The sequence below is a fragment of the Nitrosopumilus sp. genome (genome assembly GCA_029862745.1).
Lineage (GTDB): Archaea > Thermoproteota > Nitrososphaeria > Nitrososphaerales > Nitrosopumilaceae > Nitrosopumilus.
Map to the genome: position 1 here is coordinate 32,989 of JAOTWS010000009.1, position 22,835 is coordinate 55,823.

The 22,835-nt window shown below is 32.2% G+C and carries 25 protein-coding genes; 14 read left to right on the forward strand and 11 right to left on the reverse strand.

Translation table 11 applies throughout. From position 1 onward, the window contains the following. Positions 1-55: 55 nt before the first annotated feature. A complete protein-coding gene (locus OEM44_09390) occupies positions 56-541 on the forward strand; it encodes an Hsp20/alpha crystallin family protein (protein ID MDH3517008.1) in 486 nt (161 codons plus the stop codon). A gap of 135 nt (positions 542-676) precedes the next feature. Here the strand turns inward: OEM44_09390 and OEM44_09395 are convergent, their stop codons facing one another. The 4 genes from OEM44_09395 to OEM44_09410 are packed head-to-tail and all read right to left on the reverse strand — an operon-like array spanning position 677 to position 4,494. After that, positions 677-2,998 (reverse strand): hypothetical protein, encoded by a 2,322-nt coding sequence (locus tag OEM44_09395; protein ID MDH3517009.1) that lies wholly within the window; start codon positions 2,996-2,998, stop codon positions 677-679. After that, complete coding sequence (locus OEM44_09400; GenBank protein MDH3517010.1) at positions 2,998-3,243, reverse strand: hypothetical protein; 246 nt, start codon at positions 3,241-3,243, stop codon at positions 2,998-3,000. Before OEM44_09400 ends, OEM44_09395 begins: the two co-directional genes overlap by 1 nt. Next, the gene (locus OEM44_09405; protein ID MDH3517011.1) at positions 3,240-3,497 is read right to left on the reverse strand and encodes a hypothetical protein; all 258 of its coding nucleotides are present in this window, start codon (positions 3,495-3,497) and stop codon (positions 3,240-3,242) included. The genes OEM44_09400 and OEM44_09405 overlap by 4 nt, the downstream gene beginning before the upstream one ends. 19 nt (positions 3,498-3,516) lie before the next feature. Continuing rightward, entirely contained in the window at positions 3,517-4,494 is a 978-nt protein-coding gene (locus tag OEM44_09410) for a hypothetical protein (GenBank protein ID MDH3517012.1), read from the reverse strand. 482 nt (positions 4,495-4,976) lie between these two features. On the opposite strand from OEM44_09410, the gene OEM44_09415 reads away from it, so the two are divergent. The 4 genes from OEM44_09415 (at position 4,977) to OEM44_09430 (ending at position 8,777) form a co-directional block, all read left to right on the forward strand. Beyond that, on the forward strand, positions 4,977-5,939 hold the full coding sequence (locus OEM44_09415; GenBank protein MDH3517013.1) for an exonuclease: 963 nt from the start codon (positions 4,977-4,979) through the stop codon (positions 5,937-5,939). 1,133 nt (positions 5,940-7,072) lie between these two features. Then, positions 7,073-7,231 (forward strand): hypothetical protein, encoded by a 159-nt coding sequence (locus tag OEM44_09420; protein MDH3517014.1) that lies wholly within the window; start codon positions 7,073-7,075, stop codon positions 7,229-7,231. 730 nt (positions 7,232-7,961) lie between these two features. Further along, the gene (locus OEM44_09425) at positions 7,962-8,396 is read left to right on the forward strand and encodes a hypothetical protein (protein MDH3517015.1); all 435 of its coding nucleotides are present in this window, start codon (positions 7,962-7,964) and stop codon (positions 8,394-8,396) included. A gap of 198 nt (positions 8,397-8,594) precedes the next feature. Continuing rightward, complete coding sequence (locus tag OEM44_09430) at positions 8,595-8,777, forward strand: hypothetical protein (GenBank protein MDH3517016.1); 183 nt, start codon at positions 8,595-8,597, stop codon at positions 8,775-8,777. Between the two features lie 526 nt (positions 8,778-9,303). On the opposite strand, the gene OEM44_09435 is transcribed toward OEM44_09430, so the two are convergent. After that, on the reverse strand, positions 9,304-9,957 hold the full coding sequence (locus tag OEM44_09435; GenBank protein MDH3517017.1) for an ACT domain-containing protein: 654 nt from the start codon (positions 9,955-9,957) through the stop codon (positions 9,304-9,306). A gap of 117 nt (positions 9,958-10,074) precedes the next feature. Between OEM44_09435 and OEM44_09440 the strand changes: the two genes are divergently transcribed. The 5 genes from OEM44_09440 (at position 10,075) to OEM44_09460 (ending at position 13,773) form a co-directional block, all read left to right on the forward strand. After that, positions 10,075-10,575: an Hsp20/alpha crystallin family protein gene (locus OEM44_09440; protein MDH3517018.1), complete on the forward strand. Its 501-nt coding sequence runs from the start codon at positions 10,075-10,077 to the stop codon at positions 10,573-10,575. 38 nt (positions 10,576-10,613) lie between these two features. Beyond that, the gene (locus tag OEM44_09445) at positions 10,614-12,779 is read left to right on the forward strand and encodes a CDC48 family AAA ATPase (protein ID MDH3517019.1); all 2,166 of its coding nucleotides are present in this window, start codon (positions 10,614-10,616) and stop codon (positions 12,777-12,779) included. A 112-nt stretch (positions 12,780-12,891) separates the two neighbouring features. After that, positions 12,892-13,272 carry a hypothetical protein gene (locus tag OEM44_09450; GenBank protein ID MDH3517020.1) on the forward strand — a complete coding sequence of 127 codons (381 nt, stop codon included), beginning with the start codon at positions 12,892-12,894 and terminating at the stop codon, positions 13,270-13,272. Further along, positions 13,256-13,531: a tyrosine-type recombinase/integrase gene (locus OEM44_09455; GenBank protein MDH3517021.1), complete on the forward strand. Its 276-nt coding sequence runs from the start codon at positions 13,256-13,258 to the stop codon at positions 13,529-13,531. The genes OEM44_09450 and OEM44_09455 overlap by 17 nt, the downstream gene beginning before the upstream one ends. Next, positions 13,528-13,773 carry a hypothetical protein gene (locus OEM44_09460; GenBank protein MDH3517022.1) on the forward strand — a complete coding sequence of 82 codons (246 nt, stop codon included), beginning with the start codon at positions 13,528-13,530 and terminating at the stop codon, positions 13,771-13,773. The genes OEM44_09455 and OEM44_09460 overlap by 4 nt, the downstream gene beginning before the upstream one ends. Before the next feature lie 107 nt (positions 13,774-13,880). Here the strand turns inward: OEM44_09460 and OEM44_09465 are convergent, their stop codons facing one another. Next, positions 13,881-14,072, reverse strand: coding sequence for a hypothetical protein (locus tag OEM44_09465; GenBank protein MDH3517023.1), 192 nt, complete (start codon positions 14,070-14,072; stop codon positions 13,881-13,883). A 357-nt stretch (positions 14,073-14,429) separates the two neighbouring features. Between OEM44_09465 and OEM44_09470 the strand changes: the two genes are divergently transcribed. Together OEM44_09470 and OEM44_09475 are read left to right on the forward strand one after the other, a co-directional pair. After that, positions 14,430-15,101 (forward strand): hypothetical protein, encoded by a 672-nt coding sequence (locus tag OEM44_09470; GenBank protein MDH3517024.1) that lies wholly within the window; start codon positions 14,430-14,432, stop codon positions 15,099-15,101. A 124-nt stretch (positions 15,102-15,225) separates the two neighbouring features. Beyond that, positions 15,226-15,582, forward strand: coding sequence for a hypothetical protein (locus tag OEM44_09475; protein MDH3517025.1), 357 nt, complete (start codon positions 15,226-15,228; stop codon positions 15,580-15,582). Between the two features lie 201 nt (positions 15,583-15,783). On the opposite strand, the gene OEM44_09480 is transcribed toward OEM44_09475, so the two are convergent. After that, entirely contained in the window at positions 15,784-16,590 is an 807-nt protein-coding gene (locus OEM44_09480; protein ID MDH3517026.1) for a ParB/RepB/Spo0J family partition protein, read from the reverse strand. 855 nt (positions 16,591-17,445) lie between these two features. Then, the gene (locus OEM44_09485) at positions 17,446-18,723 is read right to left on the reverse strand and encodes a DUF4147 domain-containing protein (GenBank protein ID MDH3517027.1); all 1,278 of its coding nucleotides are present in this window, start codon (positions 18,721-18,723) and stop codon (positions 17,446-17,448) included. A 157-nt stretch (positions 18,724-18,880) separates the two neighbouring features. On the opposite strand from OEM44_09485, the gene OEM44_09490 reads away from it, so the two are divergent. Beyond that, a complete protein-coding gene (locus OEM44_09490; protein ID MDH3517028.1) occupies positions 18,881-19,441 on the forward strand; it encodes a hypothetical protein in 561 nt (186 codons plus the stop codon). Between the two features lie 39 nt (positions 19,442-19,480). On the opposite strand, the gene OEM44_09495 is transcribed toward OEM44_09490, so the two are convergent. The 3 genes from OEM44_09495 to OEM44_09505 form a co-directional block, all read right to left on the reverse strand. After that, complete coding sequence (locus OEM44_09495; GenBank protein MDH3517029.1) at positions 19,481-19,618, reverse strand: hypothetical protein; 138 nt, start codon at positions 19,616-19,618, stop codon at positions 19,481-19,483. Between the two features lie 20 nt (positions 19,619-19,638). Next, positions 19,639-20,334: a hypothetical protein gene (locus OEM44_09500; protein MDH3517030.1), complete on the reverse strand. Its 696-nt coding sequence runs from the start codon at positions 20,332-20,334 to the stop codon at positions 19,639-19,641. Positions 20,335-20,996: 662 nt separating this feature from the next. After that, positions 20,997-22,220 carry a hypothetical protein gene (locus tag OEM44_09505; protein MDH3517031.1) on the reverse strand — a complete coding sequence of 408 codons (1,224 nt, stop codon included), beginning with the start codon at positions 22,218-22,220 and terminating at the stop codon, positions 20,997-20,999. 126 nt (positions 22,221-22,346) lie between these two features. Here OEM44_09505 and OEM44_09510 point away from each other — a divergent pair. Next, positions 22,347-22,835, forward strand: a 489-nt coding sequence (locus tag OEM44_09510; GenBank protein MDH3517032.1) for a DsbA family protein, incomplete at its 3' end; no start/stop codon positions are given.

The window sequence follows — 22,835 nt, forward strand, 5'->3', positions numbered from 1 at the left end:
ACCAAATTTGAAAATCTGCAAAAAACATTAATCTATTTTTTAGCATACCGTTACTATGAGTAATGAAAACAACGAGAAAGAGAGAAAAGAGATTGTACCATTTTGGCGTTCTGGATTTGGTGAACTAGACAAAGTCTTTGACAACTTTAAGCGAGACTTTGAACATGCATTTGCTCCTGCTTTTACAGCAAAACCTCTCCATCTATTTGACGCTACAACTACATGTGATTTGGTAGATGAGGGAGACAAGTTTGTAGTTACTGCAGATATGCCTAGAATAAAGAAAGAAGAGGTCAATCTTAATGTTGGTGATGACTATATTGACATTTCAGCAGAACACAAGGAATCTGATGAAGAAAAGAAGAAAAAATACATCAGAAAAGAACATAGCGAGATATCAATTCATCGAAGGTTGTCTCTTCCTCAAAGAGTAAAGTCATCTGATGTCAAGGCCAAACTCAACAATGGAATACTCACAGTTGAGATTCCAAAGGAAAAACCAACTCCTCAACCAAAGACTACAAAGATTCAGATAGAATAAAAATTCTATCTATATTTTTTACATTACAAATACCAAAAAACTTCTTTAGATCTGAATCATACACATAATTTAGATAAAAAAACTAGTCATTAGATAATACCAAATAATTTCTTAGAATGTCTACACTAAAGTAATTCAAACTATTGGTTCAATCACTGACTTACAGCATTCATCTAATAATTCAGCATAACGCTTTGCATCATATTCTATTAGATTTTTTTTATTATCATGTTGTCTTGTAAGTTCTATTGGCGTTACTCGCTTTGATTTCTTTCTAGAATAATCATTGATGATATATCGTATTTTTTGACCCTGTACTATCTCTTGTTTTCCTTCCCATTTTAGCTGATTTACTGCATCAGCCTGGATAGTGTTGCTGATGTAGGTTCCAGTTGATCTTGTTATTTTGTTGGTAAATACTAGCTGCTCTAATGGAACTTCATATTGGAATAACTCTTTTTCATGCCTGTTCTGGATTAATTTTGCCTCAGATATGGCCATTTTTAGTTCTGCAATAGTCTTGCAGGATGAAAACACCTGCAATATCTCCATCTGACATTTTTTGAAGAATACAGGAGTATCTCGTCTCCTTGATTCGATTCCTCTTATTTTGATGGAACCATCTGTTTTGGCGCCAAAGTATCTGTTTGGAACTGGGATAATTTTATTTTGTTTTGATGGCAAAAACACAATCCAGTTGTAAATATCAAGTGACATATCAAAGCCTGTCTCTTGTTCTATTGATTCTTGTAATTTTTGATAATCATTTCGTGTTGCATCTTTTTTGTAAAGCCATAATGAATCAACTATTCCGTGCAATACTTGAAAATGATTTGTTTCTGCAATCTTAATTGATTGTAGCAATAACTGCCGTGCAAATGAACAAACTGCCATATGAGCATCTATTCTTCCAAATTTTGCATTGTTAAATCCGAGATATCCAAAGGATGTAACCAGAATCCATTTTAGTGCCGCCTTTCTTGCCTTGTATGTTTCTAGTAATATCTCAGAGTCACTCTTTGTTGCATCAAAACTATCTATCAAATCAGTATACTTTTGTCTTTTTTCTAACAAAATATTGATTGATTGGGGTACAATTCCTTCTCTTTTGCAGATGTAATAATCAAGCTCAGGAACAATAATTTTTGAATCCAAATTACAACAGCATTTACAGTTTATTGTCTCAGCTGAGATATTCTTTTTTAGCATAATATTTCCAAAAAGTGATACAAAATCAAGTTCTGCTACATTTTCATACAGTCCAATCTTGGGTTCTAGTATCAATCCTCCTCTATCACCAATCAGTAAATCCATTCTTGACTTGAACTGTTCTGCAACAATTGGCTTCCAAGGAATTAATAATTTTCTTTTTGTTGCATTATAAAACTGGACAGAACTCATACACTTTCCAATTGATGCACGTGATGCAGTCTGCAACGGCAGACGACATGTTCTTGCTATTTCAAATAGTCCTTGTTCATTTTCATTTGACTGTTCATGCTCATAAAAAAAGCAGTTTGATGTATCTATGTGAATTCTGCCTAGAGTCTTGGCAGCAGTTGGCTTGTAGTATATTTGGCCATATGCAAAAAATGAGTTTCCTTTCCTTTTTTGAGTTAAAATAGGCATATTTTTCTCTCTTCCAAGTACTAGTTTTTCTGAGATTTCATTTACTTGTGCTCTGTGTATTAAATATGGAAAGTCCCAAGAATCTCCTTTCTGAGTTATTATCAAATCAGGATCTATTCTATGAATTATCTTGATGCATTTTTGAATCATCTTTTTTTCAGAATCTAGTTGAATTACTATTTCATTGATTTGAATTGATTCTATTTTATCTGAGAATTGTGCTAGTCTTTTTTTCTTTGCTTGATTATTGCTGTTATCTGTTGGTTTGATGACATTTACTTGTAGTATGACTTTGGAGAATTTTGGTAAAATATAGTCAGTATCATGAATCTTATCAAGTGTAATCCACTTGTTATTACAGTCTATCTTATATTTGCCTAATACAAACAGATCATTTTCATAAAGATATGTTTGCTCAGGTGGAATATCTACATTGTATAACCTATAGACTCCATATGGTTCTGATTGCTCAATCTTTTTTGCAACTGTAACAAGACTTTGTGAATTCTTTACTGTAATCTTTAGGACTTGCGATTTTCTCAGATCAGACACTTTCTCAAATCGATACACCAAAGAAAAACTTTTGACAAATGGTTTTATCATTGTGTTTGATAATATCCTTTCCAACTTTGACTGGTTATTTGATGCAACGTATAGTGATGGACTCCACTCTTTTTCTATCCTGTAAGTTTTCCTGTCTGCATCTTTAATCCAAAGTATTATCTTGTTGTTTATAGAATAGATATCAAAGAGCCATCCTGTGATGTTTTGATGAAAATCATTATTGATTTTGCTACTGGCATTACTAGTATCTTCTTTCTTAGTCATTATTTTTTGTTCTTTTCTTGTAATAGTAGAAATTCTATCATCTTTTGCTGTGTCAATACTAATGACATTAGCAGTGATTCTGTGGAATAATTATCTCCTTTGATGTTAATTGCATTGGTATATCCATAACAATCTTGAATCATTTTTTCAAACAATACCCTGTCTTCTTTTCTTAGTGTGTCTCCAAAGGACTTCCATGATTCAATCTCTTTTGCAAGCAGATCATCGTTTGGAAATAGGCTCAATTTTGTAGATTTCCTCCTCTTTTTTGCATAATCTCAGAGAGTTGTTTGTAGTGATGAAAAATCACTGACATGAGTAATGGATGTATCACAATTAGCTTGTGTACCATCATTCCTGATGAGATGTACAGTTTTGCAAAAGAGAACATGTCATCAAATGTCTTTTTGTCTTGTTTTGGAAGTTTTGATCTGAATTTTCTCCATCTCTTTTCTTCTTGAGATAAAGCAATGCGAAATGACGGAATAGTTCTACCCATTTGTTATTTTTACTCTCCTTTAGATGTGGTTGTTGTTATTGTTATAGATATTATCATCAATTGATGTTAATTGTGTAATAGTTTCTAGTTCTTTTCTATCTAGTGTGATCATTTGTTGATTTATTTTATTATAATTATTATTTGTGGTGATGTGAATTGACAGTGTGTTGTCATGTTCTGCTTTGATGTAAAGTTTCATCGAGAATAATCTATCTAAGAATTTTTCATATTGGTATGCTCTAGTATTTTTCTCCGTATTTTTATTTTCTAGTGAGACTATGACAAGACATTCTTTTTTTATTTGTTGCAATGACAAAATTATCTGCTTGATAATTAGTTTCATCTCTTGTTCCTCTAAATATGCAGAGTCTTTGTTTGTAAAAAAATACAATAAATCTGAAAGTATCACTATCTTGGTGTTGTACTGTCTAACTGCTTGTGCCAATTCGTTTGTTATCAAGTCTGCAAGCTGATAAACTGTAAATGCACGTGATGAAATGATATTTTGTAATACTTTATTTACATTCATTCCATATAGTTTTGCAAACTCTGTACACTGATAGATATCCGAACTGTTTGCACCATCAATTAATAGTGCATGTGAAGCATCAAATCCTCCATATCTTGCAGGCATCTGTGCCCTTACACATAATCTTTCTATAATCTTTTGAGTATGAACTCCTGAAATACAGGCTATCTGGTTAGTAGAAAGAAAGTGTAGAACAGAATCAATCTTTTGTATTCCTAGTGTGAGTTTTGGAATCGATGAGGCTTTTTGAAATATGGTTTTTTGAGATTTGGACTGATGGTAAATTAGTACTGATGAAGAGATTAGTGGCTGAATTTTTGGTCTTTTTTGTAATGTGTCACGTAATGGCATATCACAATATGGGCATGGTTCTGCAGTCACTCCACCACGAAAGTCAAGATCGCTATCTGATTCTTTGAGGATATTGTTGCAATTTTGACAATAGTATTGGAGTACAGTATGCTTCATTTTGTTTTATCGTTACATTTTGATTAATAGATCAGGGTAATCATAGGATAACCTATGCAAGGAGTTATTCTAAACGTGTATGGATGATAGTTTGATCATTGTATCTAGAATAAAATTAAGATTATTTGGAAACTTAATCCTGCCTTCTTATGTTATCGTAGAACTTTTTGATTCTGACATAGTTTTACAGCATGACCCAAAAAGTAACTCTGTATAGCATTCATGCTTTCTAGCATCATTACTAGTGTGTACGGAGGATAATTTTTAAAAAGATTAGTGCAAAAACAAGTATCATGATCTCTAAATCAACATGATCTTTGTAATATTGCATATCTATGTACAACACTTGTCTTTCAATCTAATTGCATTATGATTATAGATTCTTTTGTTGGAAAAGTGTTTGATCTATGGTTAATGTATACAGAACCTGTAATTTATATCAAATTCCACTGATTTCATCTTTGTTGCCTAGACAAGTAAGAATGACTAAAAATGGAATTTTGTGTGAAATTAATGAAAAACGAGTCTATATGGATCCAAAAAACAGTGATCCTGCTGGAATTAATTTTGTTTCACATGCTCATATTGATCATCTTCCTTCAAAAAATGGCGGAACAATTCTGTCCTCAATTGAGACAAACGAAATAGCTAATCTACGTGGATTTAAAATGGAAAATCATGTTGATTTCCTTGATGATTTTTCATTGATTGACAGCGGCCACATTCTTGGTGCAAAAGGACTTTTATTTGATGATATTTTTTACACTGGTGATATCTGCACTAGAGATCGTGGGTTTCTCAAAGGTGCAAAAATCCCAAAATGCAAAACTCTCATTACTGAATCTACGTTTGGTTTACCTGAATTTATTTTCCCTAAACTTGAAGATACTTTAAAGTACGTAAATGAGTTAATTTCTGAACTCTATGGTAAGGGCATTCCTGTAATCTTGATGGGATATCAATTAGGAAAAGCACAAACAATTACTCAGTTGTTTGGGCATTGGGGACCTCTCTATCTCCATGATTCTGTAAAAGATATGAATTTACTTCATCAGAGATTGGGAGTGCATCTAAATGATGGCCTTGGACATTCTGAAGCTGAGAAAAAGGGGCTACTTGATAAAAAGCCATGGATAATGGTCGCACCAATGCTATCTAGGAAAAATAAATTTGTTCAAGAAATGAAATCAAAATACGGTGCTGTAACAATTGGATTCAGTGGTTGGGCACAATCATCAAGATTTTCTTTTGGAAGAAGAACTGATTATTCAATTCCAATGAGTGATCATTGTGATTATAATGAACTTTTAGATATGGTTGTAGCTTCTGATGCAGAACAAGTATACACTATACATGGTTTTGTCAAAGAGTTTGCAGACGATTTAAGAAAAATAGGAATTAGTGCTCAACCCTTGCTTGAAAATTCTTTAGATGATTTTACTTAGAAAATTTACGGCATTCACAACTAGCAGCTAAACATGTCTCTGTATTTCTTATATGGTCATGCGAGAAATGTTTACACTTTTCATTTTTACATATTCTTCTTTGTGCTTCTTTTTGTACTACTGCTTGTGCAATCTGGTTTGCCTTATCTTTTGAGTACCCTTTTTTATCAATATAGAAATGAACAATTTGGTTGTATAGCAAATCTGGTTTGAACTGTTTTTCTAACATGAGAATGTCTGGTTAATCTGGTTCTACATTATATTAAAACTCATGCAGCAGAGAAGTATACTTTTATTTAAAAATTCAATAAAGTCTGATGCAACTAGAAAGACATATCTATATTATTTGAATAAATTTTTGAACTTTTATCATATCGAGGACTATGATTCCTTGGCATATATTGAAACGGAAATAATACAGATCATTGTTGAAGACCACAATGTACTTGAAGAAGGTAAAATCCACAAATTCTATTAACTTGACACTTACTGCCATCAAGGCATTTCTTGATTGCAATGATGATATTGATTTTAGATAGTTTGACGTATTGTGATAATAGCGCCTGACTACAATAACTACCAAAAAGTCTCCAAATCTCAAGCACTGTCCTGAGTGTGACAAGACAATCAGTGTAGGTGTGGATATCATAAAAAATCCAAATGACAAATGGATTCATCGTACTTGTTATGATGAACTAGAATGTGATAAAAAAAGACAAATAATATGGCAGGTGAGTTTTGGAATCTGGATGATAATTAGTAAAATCTTTAAAATTTAAGATATATTGATTTCTATGTATATTCTTAATTTTTGATCAGATCTAATATTGTGTTGATGGTTCTCTGATTCTAGCAATCTAGTTTTATTGCGAATATCAGTCATCTATAGATATTCTTGATCAATTAATTTAATATTTTTTATCCTATCAAATAGACATTCATCTGCACAGTGAGTAAGTTCAGAAACTGAACTATCCTATGATACGTTAATTCAAAACAAGAACAACATGACACTAAAAAATTAGGTGAGTCCTAAGTATCTCCATACATTATACATATTGAATAAACATGAGCACATACAACATACAACAACAAATCTCTGAGAACACAAAGATAAAACTCGGAGTAGTAGGTTGGTTGCCTTGCCTATAGCTGCTGCAATGTATTCTTCTGGAAGCATTGCATCAATAGAACAAGTGCCACAAATCCTCACCAACGGAGTATTTCCAATCGGATTTACATTGCTATCTTGGGGTATTGCAGTAAAACTGGCAATAAAATTGAGAAAGTAGAGTTCATCTGCTTTTATCAATTCTTTTTACTTTTCTATTTTCATCTAAAAGATACTGATGATTCCTCCGTTTACCTTTTAAACAAATTTTGTAAGTATTGATTAATGAAAATACAGGATATGAATGATGAAAAAAATCAATTCATGAAATTGCAATGCGGATGTGCTGTTGATAATTTTGAAGGTACTCTACTAACTGAGTGCACAGATCACATACAGGCAAATTTCATGAACTAAATTTTTTTAAAAAATTTATAGTGTAAGATTTGATCTTTTCTAATGTCCTGTAGGGGAATCTGCCACAGATACAAGGCTGAAAAACCAGCACTTCCTGCTACAAGATATGGTAATGGCCAAAAGCGATGTAACACATGTGATATGTTCATAGAGTGGGACGGCAATCACTGTCCGTGCTGTGGCAGCAACCTTAGAACAAAACCAAAAGGTACTGGATCAAGGCATCAACTGATGATCATACAACAGATAAAAAGAATCTAAGAGATTTTTTGCATAATATCAAGTGTAAAAATTATCATATTCAGGATTAATTGAAAAATAGGTCAAGATGGAGGTTTTTGATATAGCACATGCTCTGAGATTATCTTCAAGACCTATCAGTTTTGATCCCGTAGATAGTGTTACTTATTCAATATTGATAATTCACACACATGTGATTTATTTTTCATACTTATTTGAACAATCTATTAATTCTAAAACAGCATACATACAGTATGAGCAAAAAAACTGAATCTCAGTTAGACCATCAGGATGAAAAATTATCTATCTGCGATATTATGAAAGAAGACACATCTGAGGTGATCAAAAAAGTGGAGTCACAAGTACCCGTACTGTTCCAGAATTATTCTGATATTTATACGCAGTATCTTCATTCACTAGATGACATCTTTGGGACGTGCTACATTGCTGAAAAAGAATTCTTTGACAAACTTAACCTAGATCAGTCAATATTGAGGCAAATCAAAGAAAATTCCAAAATCATCAAAGAAAATTATTTCAAGAATATTGAAACGTCAACAAAATTCTTTGATCAATACACCAAGATGAGAATGGAAATGATAAAATCATTTGACACATACATGCACACTATTATGGAATCTTATGTCAAGACACTGTCACAGTTTAACAAGTATGTGGAAAAATCATAAATTCAACGCTGGTCAAAACAAGTTAGTATGTCTGAATTCTATATTAACCCCTGATGCAATGGTAATAATCTGCAGCATCATATGAATAAAAAAACCAAAACGACGTAACACAAGAATAATTTTTAAAATTAGAACTTCCTAATTAGGATAATCTAATTTTCGTATTGTTTTTAAATCCATTTTTACATATTACATTCTATGGAAAACAAGATCTGTAAAATTTGCAATTCTAAACTTGAAGTGGAAAGAGTATGCAAAGTGTGTGAAGAGCCAACAAGATTATTCTGCCACACTTGTGGGATGATGGCAGAAAAAAGAATGCATCCTGCATGTATGATATTGGATGTTAATTCAATGTTGGTGCAAACTCAGTCCCACTAAAATTATTTTTTTATAATTTGTTGACATCCTCTTTGTATTTGCTTTTGTGTTGTATGTACTATTCCACGATTCTATTTTTTTAGTATCTGTCTGCTGCCATTTTGATCGCAGCGTCTGTAAAAGTTGAAACGCTTTATTATAATATTTATTTAATTAGAATAAATGATTTTGATTACATGTAAGTAAAGACTATAACATAATAGTAATTTTCAAAGCATAATCATGAACATCTTGAAAAAATGTTTGCACTGCGGGGAGGGGAAATTTGTAAGCAAGTTTGAAAAATTATGTTCGTTCAAATATGCAAGCAAGATATCGTAAATTCATGATCTGTTATGATGATAACAAATCATAGAAAAATTATTTTATATATTAGATACATTTGATTATGATCTTGTAGGTGGTCATAACACTATTTATTGTCACTACTGACATGATAAATTTTTTCTAATATTGGAGTTTTATTTTATAAAACATCAAAATAATTGAAAAGTGAAAACATGATACATAATTTTATTATAAAAAACTAACGTACTCTGGTAATTTCTGAACGCAAAATGTCATATGCTTTTGATGCATTCATCTCATCAAGTACTATTATTATACTGTCTTGACTAAAATATGCATTAAGAAGCTCAATCCCTTCTGCATGTAAGACTTCTGCCACATAAGATACAATATCTGAACGATTCTGATTTTGTGGAATAGTAATTTTGATCTTTGCAAGTCCGGTACTAAATATATTTTCTCTGTTTGGATGATGCTCAAACATCTGACGAATCTCATCTATATCTTCGGTGAGAAATCTAAATGAATCAGACACTCTGAAGAATTCGTAATTGTCTGTAATCTTGGAAAATTGGTTTAAAATTGTTGTAGGATCCATTTCCTCAGAATCTTTTATTGAAAATTTTATATCTACAATCCCATCAGTCAACGCTAATCTGGCATTTTTTAAAACAGATTCTTCTTTTACTTCTTGTTTGGTCTCAAACGAATCGGCATATCTTTTGATTGCTACAACTATTGTGTTTAGGTTAACAGAATTTCCCAAGATTCGTTCTATTTCTGGTTGAATCTTTACTGCTAATGCTGTGAAATTTATCAAATCCATTTTCATACAATCATAAATTGATCGATTTCTTGTAATGATCTCCTTTACGATTTCTGGTATTGACATATTTCTCTTCCTCAAATACTGTAAAATTTTATCACATATAATAGCATTATGTAATAAAACTAATTATTAACGTAAATATTTATATAATGTAATGTATATTACATACACTAGGTGAATATGACAATGTTCTTTGATGACGAATTTGATAGAATCTTCAAGAGAATGTCCAACTCATTTATGAATTTGGATGATCTTTTAGATGATGCAAGAAATACTGGCTCTATTTCCGGTCCATATTATTATGGTTATACAATGACCATTGGACCAGATGGAAAGCCAATAGTAAAGGAGTATGGGAATGTAAAGCCAGGGTTACTTCCAGGCTCTGACACAAGAGATCCTGTAGTGGATACTGTTGTTGATGAAAAAGAAAAAACTGTGAAACTCATAGCAGAAATGCCAGGAGTTGAAAAATCAAACATCAATGTAACTATTGAAGAAAATATTGTAAAGATCAAGGCAGAACAGGACAAAAAGAAATACCATTCTCAAGTACCGTTACAAATTAAGGTTGATGAGAATTCTGTAAAAGCATCCTACAAAAATGGCATACTAGAAGTTACATTGAAGATTCTAGAAGAAGAAAAACCACGAGGCAAAAAGGTGGAGGTGGAATAGAACAACCTCTATTCTATTTTTTATAGGTGATAATTAAGATGAACGAAATTGAATTAAAAATTGATGAAATTCCACAACAACATGTAGGACGTGGAAGAGCCATAGTTGATCCTAAAATTATAGAGGATACAAACTGGAGTACTGGTCAGATTTTAGAATTAACATATAATAAAAAATCACATGTTAAACTTTGGCCTGGATCCCCCGAAGAATATGGTGCAGGAATAATCAAGATAGATGGAATTACAAGACAAAACATTGGAGCAGGGATAGGAGATAAAATAAAAATTAAAGATGTAGAGGCAGCAGATGCAAAGCAAATAATTCTATCTCCCACTGAAAAAATTCAAGCAGAGGGATTACAAGATTACATGATTCACAATTATCTTAATCATGTTTTTACTACAGGTGATACAATATCCCTTAACACTCAGATGGGAGGAAAGGTACAATTCATTGTTACCAGTACAGAACCATCAAAACCAGTTATTGTGACAGAACAAACTGTTTTCAAACTTGGTTCGATGACAAAGGCAGTAGATGCAACCATCCCAAGAATTACGTATGATGATCTTGGAGGTTTAAAAAATGAAGTACAGAAGATTCGCGAGATGGTAGAACTACCAATGAGGCATCCTGAACTATTTGAGAAAATTGGAGTTGAGGCACCAAAAGGTGTTTTACTTTATGGCCCTCCAGGTACAGGTAAGACCTTACTTGCTAAAGCTGTAGCAGGTGAAACTAATGCTAACTTTACATACTTAAGTGGACCTGAAATCATGGGCAAATACTATGGAGAAAGCGAGGAGAGAATCAGGGACATATTCAAGCAAGCAGAAGAGAACTCCCCAAGCATCATCTTCATTGATGAAATTGATTCCATTGCTCCAAAGAGAGAAGAAGTTACAGGAGAGGTGGAAAAAAGAATAGTGTCTCAATTATTGACATTAATGGATGGAATGAAGGCTAGAGGTAAAGTTGTAGTAATTGCAGCTACCAACAGGCCTGACTCTATAGATCCCGCATTAAGAAGACCAGGTAGATTTGACAGAGAGATTGAGATTGGAATTCCTGATGAGGAAGGGCGTAATGACATACTTGCAATCCACACAAGAGGAATGCCAATAGATGATAAAGTAAACTTGGATGATATTGCAAAAATAACCCATGGTTTTGTTGGAGCAGATCTTGAAATTCTTGCAAAAGAAGCTGCAATGAGATCATTGCGAAAGATACTACCTGACATTGATCTTGATCAAGACAAAATTTCTTCAGAGATTCTTCAAAAGATCAAAGTTACTGAAGATGACTTTAGAGATGCACTAAAAGAGGTAAAACCATCTGCACTGCGAGAAGTGTTAGTGGAGATTCCAAACGTTACATGGGATGATGTAGGAGGATTAGACGACCTTAAAGAAGAACTTCGTGAAACCATAGAGTGGCCAATTAAACATAAAGAAGCATTTGATTATGTAGATGTAACAGCACCAAAAGGAATCTTACTTTATGGCCCTCCTGGAACTGGAAAGACTTTGATTGCAAAGGCACTTGCAAAAACAACTGAATCCAATTTTATTAGCATCAAGGGTCCAGAACTACTCTCAAAATGGGTTGGTGAGTCTGAAAAAGGAGTCAGAGAAATCTTCAGAAAGGCTAGACAGGCAGCACCATGTATCATATTCTTTGATGAGATTGATGCACTGGCACCACGGAGAAGTGGTGGTGATTCATCACATGTATCAGAAAGCGTTGTATCGCAAATACTAACAGAGATTGACGGATTAGAAGAACTTCATGATGTGTTGATTGTAGGTGCTACAAACAGATTGGATATTGTAGATGATGCACTGCTAAGACCTGGAAGATTTGACAGAATTATCAGAGTTCCAAATCCCGATGCAAAAAGCAGAGAAAAAATATTCAAGATTCATACCCGGAAAAAACCCCTTGACAACAACGTGAATATTTCTGAGATAGTTGAGCGTACAGATGGATTCAGTGGTGCTGAGATAGAGTCAATTGCAAACAGAGCAGCAATTAGGGCACTCAAAAGATATGTTGAAGGTAAATCACAAAACTTTAAGGAAATCAAAATCACTCAAGAAGATCTGCTTAATGCAATTGAGAAGATAAGACCAACTCTGCCAAAAAAAGATGATCAGAACACTAAAGATAAGGACACGTTAACTGCAGATACAAAATAATTTCTATTGTAGTATCAAATACACAATAATCTATGTATGGTGTCATAATATTATGTATAAGAAATTCTATACTTTATTGGCTCTTTAGTATTCTAACTGTAGAAATAATATCATGAGTTACATAGAAGAAAATTCCAACGTAGAAGATTATTTTAGTTCTAGAGCAAACAAGAGATCAAGAAATACTGTAAGATGCACACTTTCTGTTTTCAATAGATATTGTTTAACAAAGTATCAGAGAGATGCTCAGACTGTCGTAAAGGATCTAAAGAATGAAAATAATGAGAAAATATACACGATGGCAAATCCATATGTAATTTGGTTAGGACAAGAACATCCCGAGATTTTAATCAAAATTGGTAGGCACGAATATGAAAGACCAATGAAAGCTTTGCATCCATCAACAATCAGAAATTATGTAGGTCATCCCAAAGATTATCTGGAAGAATTGGTGGGTTTGAGATTTCTGATAGAAGATGGAAAAAAGAGTTAAGCTTCCAAAGATGATTTCTGAAGATCCTGAACCTTTTAGACCTGAGGAAGTTAGGATTTTACTTGATAATGCTTCTCCAAAAAAGGGATTTCTCTATATGGTTCTCAAAGATTCTGGAATGAGAATTGGAGAAACGTTACAGATTAGAAAAAAGGATGTAGACTGTACAAAGAATCCTGTTGAGATAAAGATTCCAGCTTGGGCTACAAAGACCAAGAAGGGAAGAACTGCTTACATTACTAGGGAGACTGCCCAATGATGAGGAGAAGATTAAATGAAATCAATGAACATGGTGAGGTTCTTGAAAAACATCTTCTAGATTCCTCTGCTGAAGAATTTGATATATCTCAAATAACTGCCAAAAGATACCTTGATGCAATGTGTTCTTCTCATGGATGCCTTGAGAAAGTCTCTAGGGTGAAAAGTAGCATAATTAGAATGAAAAAAGAGGATTTATGGCATAACCTCTTTTTACATCATTATGAATTCGAACAATTCTAAATCAAATGATTCAAAAATACTTGAAATTCTAACTACTAGTAATTTAGACTACTCAACTGAAATAGATCGTTTTTTAAAGTCAGAATAATTTCTTGAAATATCCAACTTTAAACATTGCCAATATCGCTAGTTTCACGCAAGTCACCATCAGGAAGAATCTCTATTTGTCTAACGAAGATTTCCCCATCTTTAATTCCATGTAAATGAATTAAACCTAAACCTGGATCCTTTTCAAAATGTAAACAAATTTCAAAATCGTTAAGATGTAACCTATAATGGTGATTATCCTTAATTTCCATATTAGTTCAAAAAACCTCCAAAATTTTGATATTTTTTTGAACGAAGTGTATTCAAAATTCTAGCATCTACATCATTCCAATCATAAAGGAAATTTTCGTTAAAACATACATTGACATATTCTTGTAATACTTTTTTACCTAATCGGTATCTAGGGTTATTTTCATCATTTCTACCATTTGCTAGTAATGCACCAACTAATTCTTTATTGGTAGGTTTATGTCAAATAACCAAGTAATTTTATCACCATCAAACAATCTACCTTTTGAGAAAGTAATTGTTTCAGGCATTTGTTCAGTTAGAGACACACTATATCATAGGTAGGGATATTTATATAATGAAAACTTTACATATATGTAATGAAAGCTGATATATCAATATCTGATAGCACATTAATTGATTTTTTAGAATTGATATTAGAAAACGGTCCACAGACAGCCTATGCTATGAGAGAAATAGCAGGAAAATCATATGGAACAACTCATCTTTATCTTAATGAAATGGAAAAGAGACAATTACTAAAAATTTATGATGAAAAACCTCACAAAAGTGGAAAAACTAAGAAATTTTTTGGACCAACCATTACAGGAATAATGGGTGTTTTTTTGTATAATTTAGAATTTCAAGAACAGGAAATAGAAACTAAGGATAATGAAAAAGAAATGGAAGACCAACTTAGAACAATATATCATAAATGGAAACATATCAAACCATTTACAGAAGAAATCAAAGAGTTTGCAGGTTTTTCAGAAGAACAAATTCTGAATGATCCTGAATCAGAAACATACTTCATTAGATACATGCATTTTTTCATAGGTTTAGCTAGTCAAGCAAGTAGATTACAAGAAGAAAGTATACAGGATAAGATGGTAATGTATGCTCTACATTTAGCAACTGGAGAACAAAAAGAACAATACATTAGTTTTGTAAAATTTATGGCAGACTATTCTGAAGGATACAAAAATTCCATAATAACAGGAGTAAAGAAAATTCGTTCTGATATGGATGATATTTTAGATGTTTTAAAATAAGAAAAATTTGTAAATTATAGAATTTAGTTAACTTTTGAGAGAAAATGAAATAAGCAAACGTATCCCAATCAAATCTAAAATAATGACTATGAAGATTTTTCTTGATTCAAAAGATTGGATAACTTTGGCACGAATAGTAAGTGGAAAGGAAACAGATTTTGAATTACAAAAAATATATGAAAAAATTAAAAAATTGTCTGATTCAGAAACAGCTATTTTTCCATTTTCAATGTTTCATCTTGATGATATAATGAAAAGAACTAACAAAGAATCTAGAGACAAAGTAATTGATGTTATGATTGATATTTCAAAAGGTTGGGTAATGAAACCATACATTCTTTTCTTTAAAAAGGAAGTTGAAAATGCAACAATAAATCGACTTGGAATTCCCTCCATTCACAAGATTTCATCTCAAATTTTTGGCAAGGGAATAGCATATACTGCAGGTAAGGTAATATCACATCACAAGGATCTCTTGTAATTATTCAAATCTTCAAATCTGGAAGAAAATCCTGCTCATGTTGCACAGGTTGGCTTGGCGATAATTCCTTTGAATACAAGTTCAGAGTGCTATCTATCGATGATGATCAGTGTCCTATTTTACAGAAAATAAGAATTCATTGTTTGGTTGAACCAAACGTATATCGTGAAATATTTTCTGGTTTTTTAATTTCTGCTTATTTCATTTCCTCTTCAGATATTTTGAGATTATTTCATCTGCCATATCTGATACATCCATATCATTTTTGATTGCAAGGCTGCGCAATTTTCTTGCATTACTCTTATTCAGCTCAAGTGTGATCTTTTGTTGTAGCATTCCTAACTTTGCTTTTTTGAGCAATTTTAGATGTGGTGACTTTGGACTTTTTGCAAGGAAATTGAGATATTTTTTTCGCAGTCTTTGATCAAGCAGAATTATCTTCTCTGCAATATTAACTGCCTTTGAAATGTTTGGGATTGTTTGGTATAGTTTTGTTGCATCATCCCGTGATAGTTCCTTTGGTACGTATTGTTTTAATCTTTCAGGAACTGCTGCAAATCCTAGATATTTTTTAAGGGTTTGCATAGATATTCCAAGCGATTGAGCTGCCTTGCCTTTCCCTACAGATTCTGCCAGAAACACACATGCTGCTGTCATGTCTTTCATATCCATCTTGTTTCTATGTAAATTCTCTATCATTGATGCTGCTTTTGCATTCTCCAGATCATATTTTGTATTTTGAGTGAGTAATAATACTGGTATCTTTTTTGCTCCCAATCTTTTCAATGCTGCAAATCTTCGTTGGCCTGACATTAGAAGATACGAATCTTTTGATTCTTTTTGCACCATCGGTGGATTCTGCAATCCTTCATTTTTAATAGACCTTGCAAGATCTGTTATTCCTTCACGGTCTAGTTTTCTTGCTTGTGCATCACGCCACACTTTAATCTGTTTTACTGGAATCACTCTTAATCTATAGGATATTGGTGGATTGTAACGCCTTGCCACATATTACACAAAAATATAATTTGTGTTAAAAGATATAGTTATTTACAATTGACAAGTAATCAAAATTTCAGTCTCTTTTCTAGTCACATACAATCAGTTCTTTCTATTCTAGTGCTATATGAGAGCGTTCACAACAAGATATGTATCTTCTAAATTCTTTTCACTAATGTATGCCAATTTACATGATACAAAAACCAATAAAAAAATTTGAACAATTAAGTATGTATATTTCAGAGATTCACATATTGAAAAGTGATATCACTTCAATGTTGAACTATTCCAATTATTTACATAATGGCATACATCCCAGGTATAATCTTGATGATATTTTATTCTTAGATTGCATTTGTTTATTATGAAACAATATGGACATATGGTTACAAGATCAAATTATTTTATACGTCTAATCTAAGCAGGTATTCTTCAGATCTAGATTTTATGTCCAAACATTGAGACTCAAACTATTTTAGCAGTATTGTCTTTTCTCGTTTCCTCTTCTAAAACTTGTTCCTTTATGGCATTCACATTCACAAGATTCATCCTCACAAAACCCTTTTTCATTTTTTGACATACTATGGATAACCAATTATAATATTTGAAATCATTATGGTTTAGAGCAATATTTTGTTTAGTTTTAATCAAATTTCTAAATATTTTTTTATATTTTTGATGTTTTTGAAGACTGATCATATATATCCTTAAGTCTGAACAAAACTTGGTATATTACTAGAGGGATTTGATTGGACAAAGAATGGCTGCGAGTAAAAAGTGGAAGAAGCAAGGGTTGTAAAGATTGTATTACTCATAGATGTATTCCAAGTAGTTGTAAATGTGAATGTCATAAATAATCTTGATTTATTTTAAAACCATGCCTATATCCATTAGATTTGTGTGTGTGAAGTTTGTTACAATATTTCCTTTTTGTTTTTGAAAGAATCTGCCCGAATCACTATTTTTAAGAAATTCTTTCATTATTTCTAAATCTATCTTTATGTTTTCTGTAATTGCTCCTGCAAATACTGAATTTCCATCTATGCCGTCTGTACCCATTGATGCAATAACCATTGGTTTTGATTTCCTAGTATTTTTTAACATCCTTAAAACTAATTCTTGATTTCTTCCACCCATTCCCTTGCCAATCACTTTGACTGTTGTCTCACCACCAAAAATTATACAAGTTTTTTTGCTTTCTGAAATTTTTTTAAGAATTTTTTTAACTGCTTCTTTTATATCTCCAAAGATCTGTATTGTGTCAACTGTGTATCCTATTTTCTCAGCTTTCTTCTTCATCGCTTCTAAACAATCAATATTGCTTGCAATGATAAAATTATCAATTTTTGATTTTTTTGGAGTTTCTACATTTTCTTCCTTTGCACCCTTTTCTAAAACTTGTAAAACTTCAATTGGTATTTTCCATTTTAGTTTATGTTTGTCTAAAATTTCCAGTGCGTTTGCGTATGTTGTATTATCTATGTATGTGGTACCTGACGCTATGGATGAAAGATCATCTCCTTCTACATCTGACATCACCAAACTAATCCCATGGCATTTCATATTTTCAACCAATTTTCCTCCTTTGATTTTTGATAAATGTTTTCTAATACAATTTAACTCTTGAATGTTTACTCCTGATTTCAATAAGACATTTGTCACGTGAATTTTGTCATCTAGTGTTATCTCATTTGGAATTGCAAGAAGCGATGATCCACCACCTGATACAAGAAATATGATTAATTCGTCACTTCGCTTATTTTGAACAAATTTCATCACCTCCTTTGCTGCTTTTACGCTTGTTTGATCTGGCTTGGGATGTCTTGAATTAAAAATCTGAAATTTCTTACCTTTGATAATTGACTTGGAACCCTTGGGGATTACTACTATGCCGCTTTTAATGGGAATTATGGCATTTAGTGCTCTAGTCATAGAGTCTCCTGCTTTTCCAAATGCTACTGAGTAGATATTGGAATATTTGGCAATATCAATTGTTTTACCATTTATTTTGATTTGAGTAGGTGTTACATATTTTGGAATTATATTTTCTGGATTTGCTGCTTGAAGACCTGCTTCCAAAATTTCAAGACAATCTTTTTTTTTATCTGTAGTTCCCAATTCATTAAAATTTTGAATAATCATTTTATTACTTAATAATACAAGTCAGTATAACAATTTTCTTACAATAATCATATATTGTAAATGCAAATTCCAAATGAAAAATATAATTTGATCTATTCATACTTTATTTTCTCGTTAACGGTTTTATGATAGTATTACCTTAGATAGTATCTGAAATATGAGGCCTAAAGAAATTGAACCACCAAGTGTTAATGAAATAATTAAAAATTCTGAATATTGGAATAAAAGACGACTACGTTACTGTGGAGATGACATCTATTTTGATCAGGAAATTAGAACAGGAATATGTTATCTCTGTAAAAGAGATGGCAGGGAACAAAAGTCAACAAAAACAGAACTTCATCATTTGAAATATGACCAATCAGACAAACTGGCTTGGACAATAGAGGTCTGCGGTAGCTGTCATTGGCAAATAGATCCAAAAAAGAGAAAAGCTATTGAGAAGAAGACTGGCAGGTACATTCCATATCGCTATGGTGAGTTTTACTTGAACGCAAAACAAAGAGCCGAGAAAGAAGAGCGAGAGAAAAGAGAGTGGTACAAAAAATATTGTATGAATCTAAATGGTGAATTCACTCCAATGAAACAATACATTCCCAACCAAGAATTTTACGATAAAGTGGTAGCAGCAATCAAAGCTGATTCACTTACTGCCAAATGGAAAAAAACAACTTTCAAAAAAGAATCCATGTCTGATGTCTCACGTAGATACTACTGATTTTTCAATCTGGTAGATACATAGAGGATTTTTTTTATTTTATTTATCTGCAAATACCCTAACCAACATCATTAATGCCGAAACACCGGATAACAAACCTCCTAGTAAAACCACTGAGAGTATTGAAATCACCATCCCGATAGCAATAACAATAACGCCAATAATGAAGACGACCAAGAATTTTTGAATTTCTTCCATTATTTTCCTTTTGTCTTTTTTCTAAGCGGATCCTTGGAACCCAAACTTTTTTCGTTTTCCCAATTTCCAACCAATCCTCCTATTGCTAAGGCATAAAGTTGAACCATCTTACTTTTGGTGATTAATTTATTCCAACTATACTGTTTACCATGAGTTAATTTTGAATTACGATAAAAAATGAATTTCTGTTTATCTCTTAGATACCAACCATGAGCTAATGAGTTTCTAAATGTAATGTCTATTGCATCCCAGTCAATTCTATTATTGACTCCGATGTATTCTTCAATTATTTTTTTTAGTTTACCAAGATTTTCATTGCCTTCTACAATTCCTTTTTTGCCATAGGATACATCCTTTAACAGATTGATCAAGCTAATTTCTAAGAACCAGTAACTTCTAAGAGTTGCAACAACAAGCAAATTAAACCACACTTCATACAACAAATCTTCTTCAAGCTCAGAATTCTTTTTCAGAAATGCTGCTCGTACTTTGGCATCTCTAACAATACCATCAATTTCATTGATGTGAAGGGCAGATTGATTAGCAAAATTAACCATTTTTTTGATTTTTTTCATCTCTTTGACTCTGTTTGGATTTATTTTCCCTTTGTTCTCTAATTGTTTCATCAAATCTTGAAAATATTTTAGCCAAACTACGCCTGCTTTGAGAGATATTGGATCTATCTCCATGGCCATGAATTAGTCACAAATTCATTGAATTTAACGGATTAGTTATACGGAACTTTAACACAACTCCTCTAGAAATTAATGAAAAATGTTCTAGATTGCTCTGATACTAATGATACTCGTGAAATCCATTACTTGCCGAATCTGAATATGAGGGAATTTTCATAATAACAAAAGATATTGTGAGAATTTTTTATAATACATTTTGTTACTATAACAAAATCCACGGCATAATGCAAGATATGATAACACATGATAAAAAATATGTTATTAGTGTCAATGTATGACTTTACACTGATAGAATATTCATGAAGAAGTTGTGAGAGCAAAGGATACAAAGACTCTGGTATCGTACAGAAAAGTTTGAAAAATGGTTGGGAGATAAAATAATACCATCAACCAATACAAAAGAAAACCTCTTCTAAGGTGTGGTGGTGGATCAATATTGATCCTCTAATAATATGAAGAGTCAGAGAATCTCAGATTAATCTTTAACTGCTTAAACTCATATCCACTCAATGTAAATTTGATCTTTTGGATCAGTATTACTTTTCATTCAGTTTTTAAATAAACCGTTAATTTCTGTATGTTAATATTATTTTAGAGATTCTATTTAAAATTGGATTAATTTATCATCCACTTCTTTATTGTGCTCTAAAATGTTTCCACATTTAAGTAACAAAATTACCACAGTTATTGCATTTACGAGGTTTATCAAAATTAGATAATCTTCTATTGCAAAATGGGCATTTTTTTGAATGAAAATAAGAGTCATCTGTTTCTGCTGTTTTGATTGTGGTTTTCGGTTGAACTTTGGATGTCCTTCTCTGATTTGAATAGTATTTTGTTTTAATTTTTCTAATTTTTATTATGGTATACACAACTATTGATAAAATTATTATGAAAATAATAAATACAGTATAGTTAGGTTGTACTGAGTTTGTCAATTCACTATTAACTATATTTTCTTGGCAGTTAGAAATACAAGGAAATGATTGGATAGATGAATCTGTTGGTAAATCATTGCTGATAGAAATTCCATCTATTCCATATAGATTCACAACAGAACGTATGTCATAGTCATGAATTTCACTTGATGTGGGAGAGTTGAATATCTTATTTGCAATATCTTGTAAAATTCTACTTGGTACACCAGAATACATTAGAGTTGCAAAGTCCATCGGTTCTAGCTCAAGGTGATCCCGCGTAATATCTAACAATAATTTATCTAAAATCTCCTCATTTAGATTAGCTGGGGAAAACATTATTGATGGTGGAATGAATTGGTTTGTCTTTGATGAAAATTCAAAGTCATTTGGATTCAAACTAGGATGACTTAAACGTAAAACATGTCCAATTTCATGTTTTATGACAGCTTCTACATCTGGAGCTATTTTGTTTTTATCTATAATTACATTTGATTTTGGATCTGAGTTTATTGAATTAGGGTTACTTACTATCTTTTTGACATCGATAAATGCTGATACATAGGATATGGTAATTGTCGTGGAGCCATCAGTATAATATTCTGTTACTCCTCTTTCATCTTCTTCAAAATAGTATGTTGTGGTAAAGTAAATGGGAACATCACATCCAAGATTTGCTCTGTTTTCATCTAATTCCCATGAATTAACCTCTTTGTATTTGAAATCCCAGCCCTTTACATTTCCAGTGTACTCTATGAGTTTACTTCTCCAGTCAAATACTGACTTTTTTGTTAATTCGTACATTTTTTCGTTAGCATCTGAGATGTTAGGATCACTAAACCTTACTGCACAAAATACTGGAGGTGAAGTTAGCGGTGGTACATCATTTGTATAATAATATTCTTCAGAAAAAGCTGGCAGAATTTCACAAATCAGTATTACAATTAAGAACAATCCTAGTTTTTGCACCAAAAAAAATTTGAATTTATTTGTAATAGGTATTACTTTGTCATAAACTATTCTTGGTATCCTTGAGGAGATTGACAATCATTATGAAAAATTCTTCTACATGTTAAACAACTTTTCCCACTAATCATGGTCTATGAAGGTAAGTATTGGGAGTGTCACAATACTCTTTACACTAATCAAAAAGGAATCCAAGAAGGATGGGCAAGTATGGATAACTTAAAGAAATTTGCAATAGATGTTGGGCTTGATGCAAATTTATTTAATAAATGTCTGGACTCTGGAACATATTCTGATAGAGTATATAACAATAAACAAATCGAAATTTCTCAAGGAGTGGAAGGAATCCCTGTATTCATTTTAGTTGGTTCTGATGGAACTACTCAGAGAATAGATGGTCCACAATCGTCTTCCATTTTTGCAGATGTGATTGATTCAATGTTAAAAAAAGCAATGGCTGAACCCGTAAAAAACAATACTATGAAAGATGTATCTGCTACCGGAATGTTATCAGATGGCACAAAAGTTTCAGTTTGGACTTCAATGCCAACTGCAGGAGAAGCAATGGAGATTTCTATTGAATTTGAGGATGCAGAACATGTTAACCACGATATAATG

Bases quoted from the DNA above. Each gene is read 5' to 3' on its own strand.
- OEM44_09415 (MDH3517013.1), top strand. From the start codon at position 4,977: ATGACTAAAAATGGAATTTTGTGTGAAATTAATGAAAAACGAGTCTAT.
- OEM44_09405 (MDH3517011.1), bottom strand. From the start codon at position 3,497: ATGGGTAGAACTATTCCGTCATTTCGCATTGCTTTATCTCAAGAAGAA.
- OEM44_09470 (MDH3517024.1), top strand. From the start codon at position 14,430: ATGAAAGCTGATATATCAATATCTGATAGCACATTAATTGATTTTTTA.
- OEM44_09445 (MDH3517019.1), top strand. From the start codon at position 10,614: ATGAACGAAATTGAATTAAAAATTGATGAAATTCCACAACAACATGTA.
- OEM44_09460 (MDH3517022.1), top strand. From the start codon at position 13,528: ATGATGAGGAGAAGATTAAATGAAATCAATGAACATGGTGAGGTTCTT.
- OEM44_09425 (MDH3517015.1), top strand. From the start codon at position 7,962: ATGAGCAAAAAAACTGAATCTCAGTTAGACCATCAGGATGAAAAATTA.
- OEM44_09435 (MDH3517017.1), bottom strand. From the start codon at position 9,957: ATGTCAATACCAGAAATCGTAAAGGAGATCATTACAAGAAATCGATCA.
- OEM44_09390 (MDH3517008.1), top strand. From the start codon at position 56: ATGAGTAATGAAAACAACGAGAAAGAGAGAAAAGAGATTGTACCATTT.
- OEM44_09410 (MDH3517012.1), bottom strand. From the start codon at position 4,494: ATGAAGCATACTGTACTCCAATACTATTGTCAAAATTGCAACAATATC.
- OEM44_09450 (MDH3517020.1), top strand. From the start codon at position 12,892: ATGAGTTACATAGAAGAAAATTCCAACGTAGAAGATTATTTTAGTTCT.
- OEM44_09440 (MDH3517018.1), top strand. From the start codon at position 10,075: ATGACAATGTTCTTTGATGACGAATTTGATAGAATCTTCAAGAGAATG.
- OEM44_09465 (MDH3517023.1), bottom strand. From the start codon at position 14,072: ATGGAAATTAAGGATAATCACCATTATAGGTTACATCTTAACGATTTT.
- OEM44_09395 (MDH3517009.1), bottom strand. From the start codon at position 2,998: ATGACTAAGAAAGAAGATACTAGTAATGCCAGTAGCAAAATCAATAAT.
- OEM44_09500 (MDH3517030.1), bottom strand. From the start codon at position 20,334: ATGGCCATGGAGATAGATCCAATATCTCTCAAAGCAGGCGTAGTTTGG.
- OEM44_09455 (MDH3517021.1), top strand. From the start codon at position 13,256: ATGGAAAAAAGAGTTAAGCTTCCAAAGATGATTTCTGAAGATCCTGAA.
- OEM44_09485 (MDH3517027.1), bottom strand. From the start codon at position 18,723: ATGATTATTCAAAATTTTAATGAATTGGGAACTACAGATAAAAAAAAA.
- OEM44_09490 (MDH3517028.1), top strand. From the start codon at position 18,881: ATGAGGCCTAAAGAAATTGAACCACCAAGTGTTAATGAAATAATTAAA.
- OEM44_09430 (MDH3517016.1), top strand. From the start codon at position 8,595: ATGGAAAACAAGATCTGTAAAATTTGCAATTCTAAACTTGAAGTGGAA.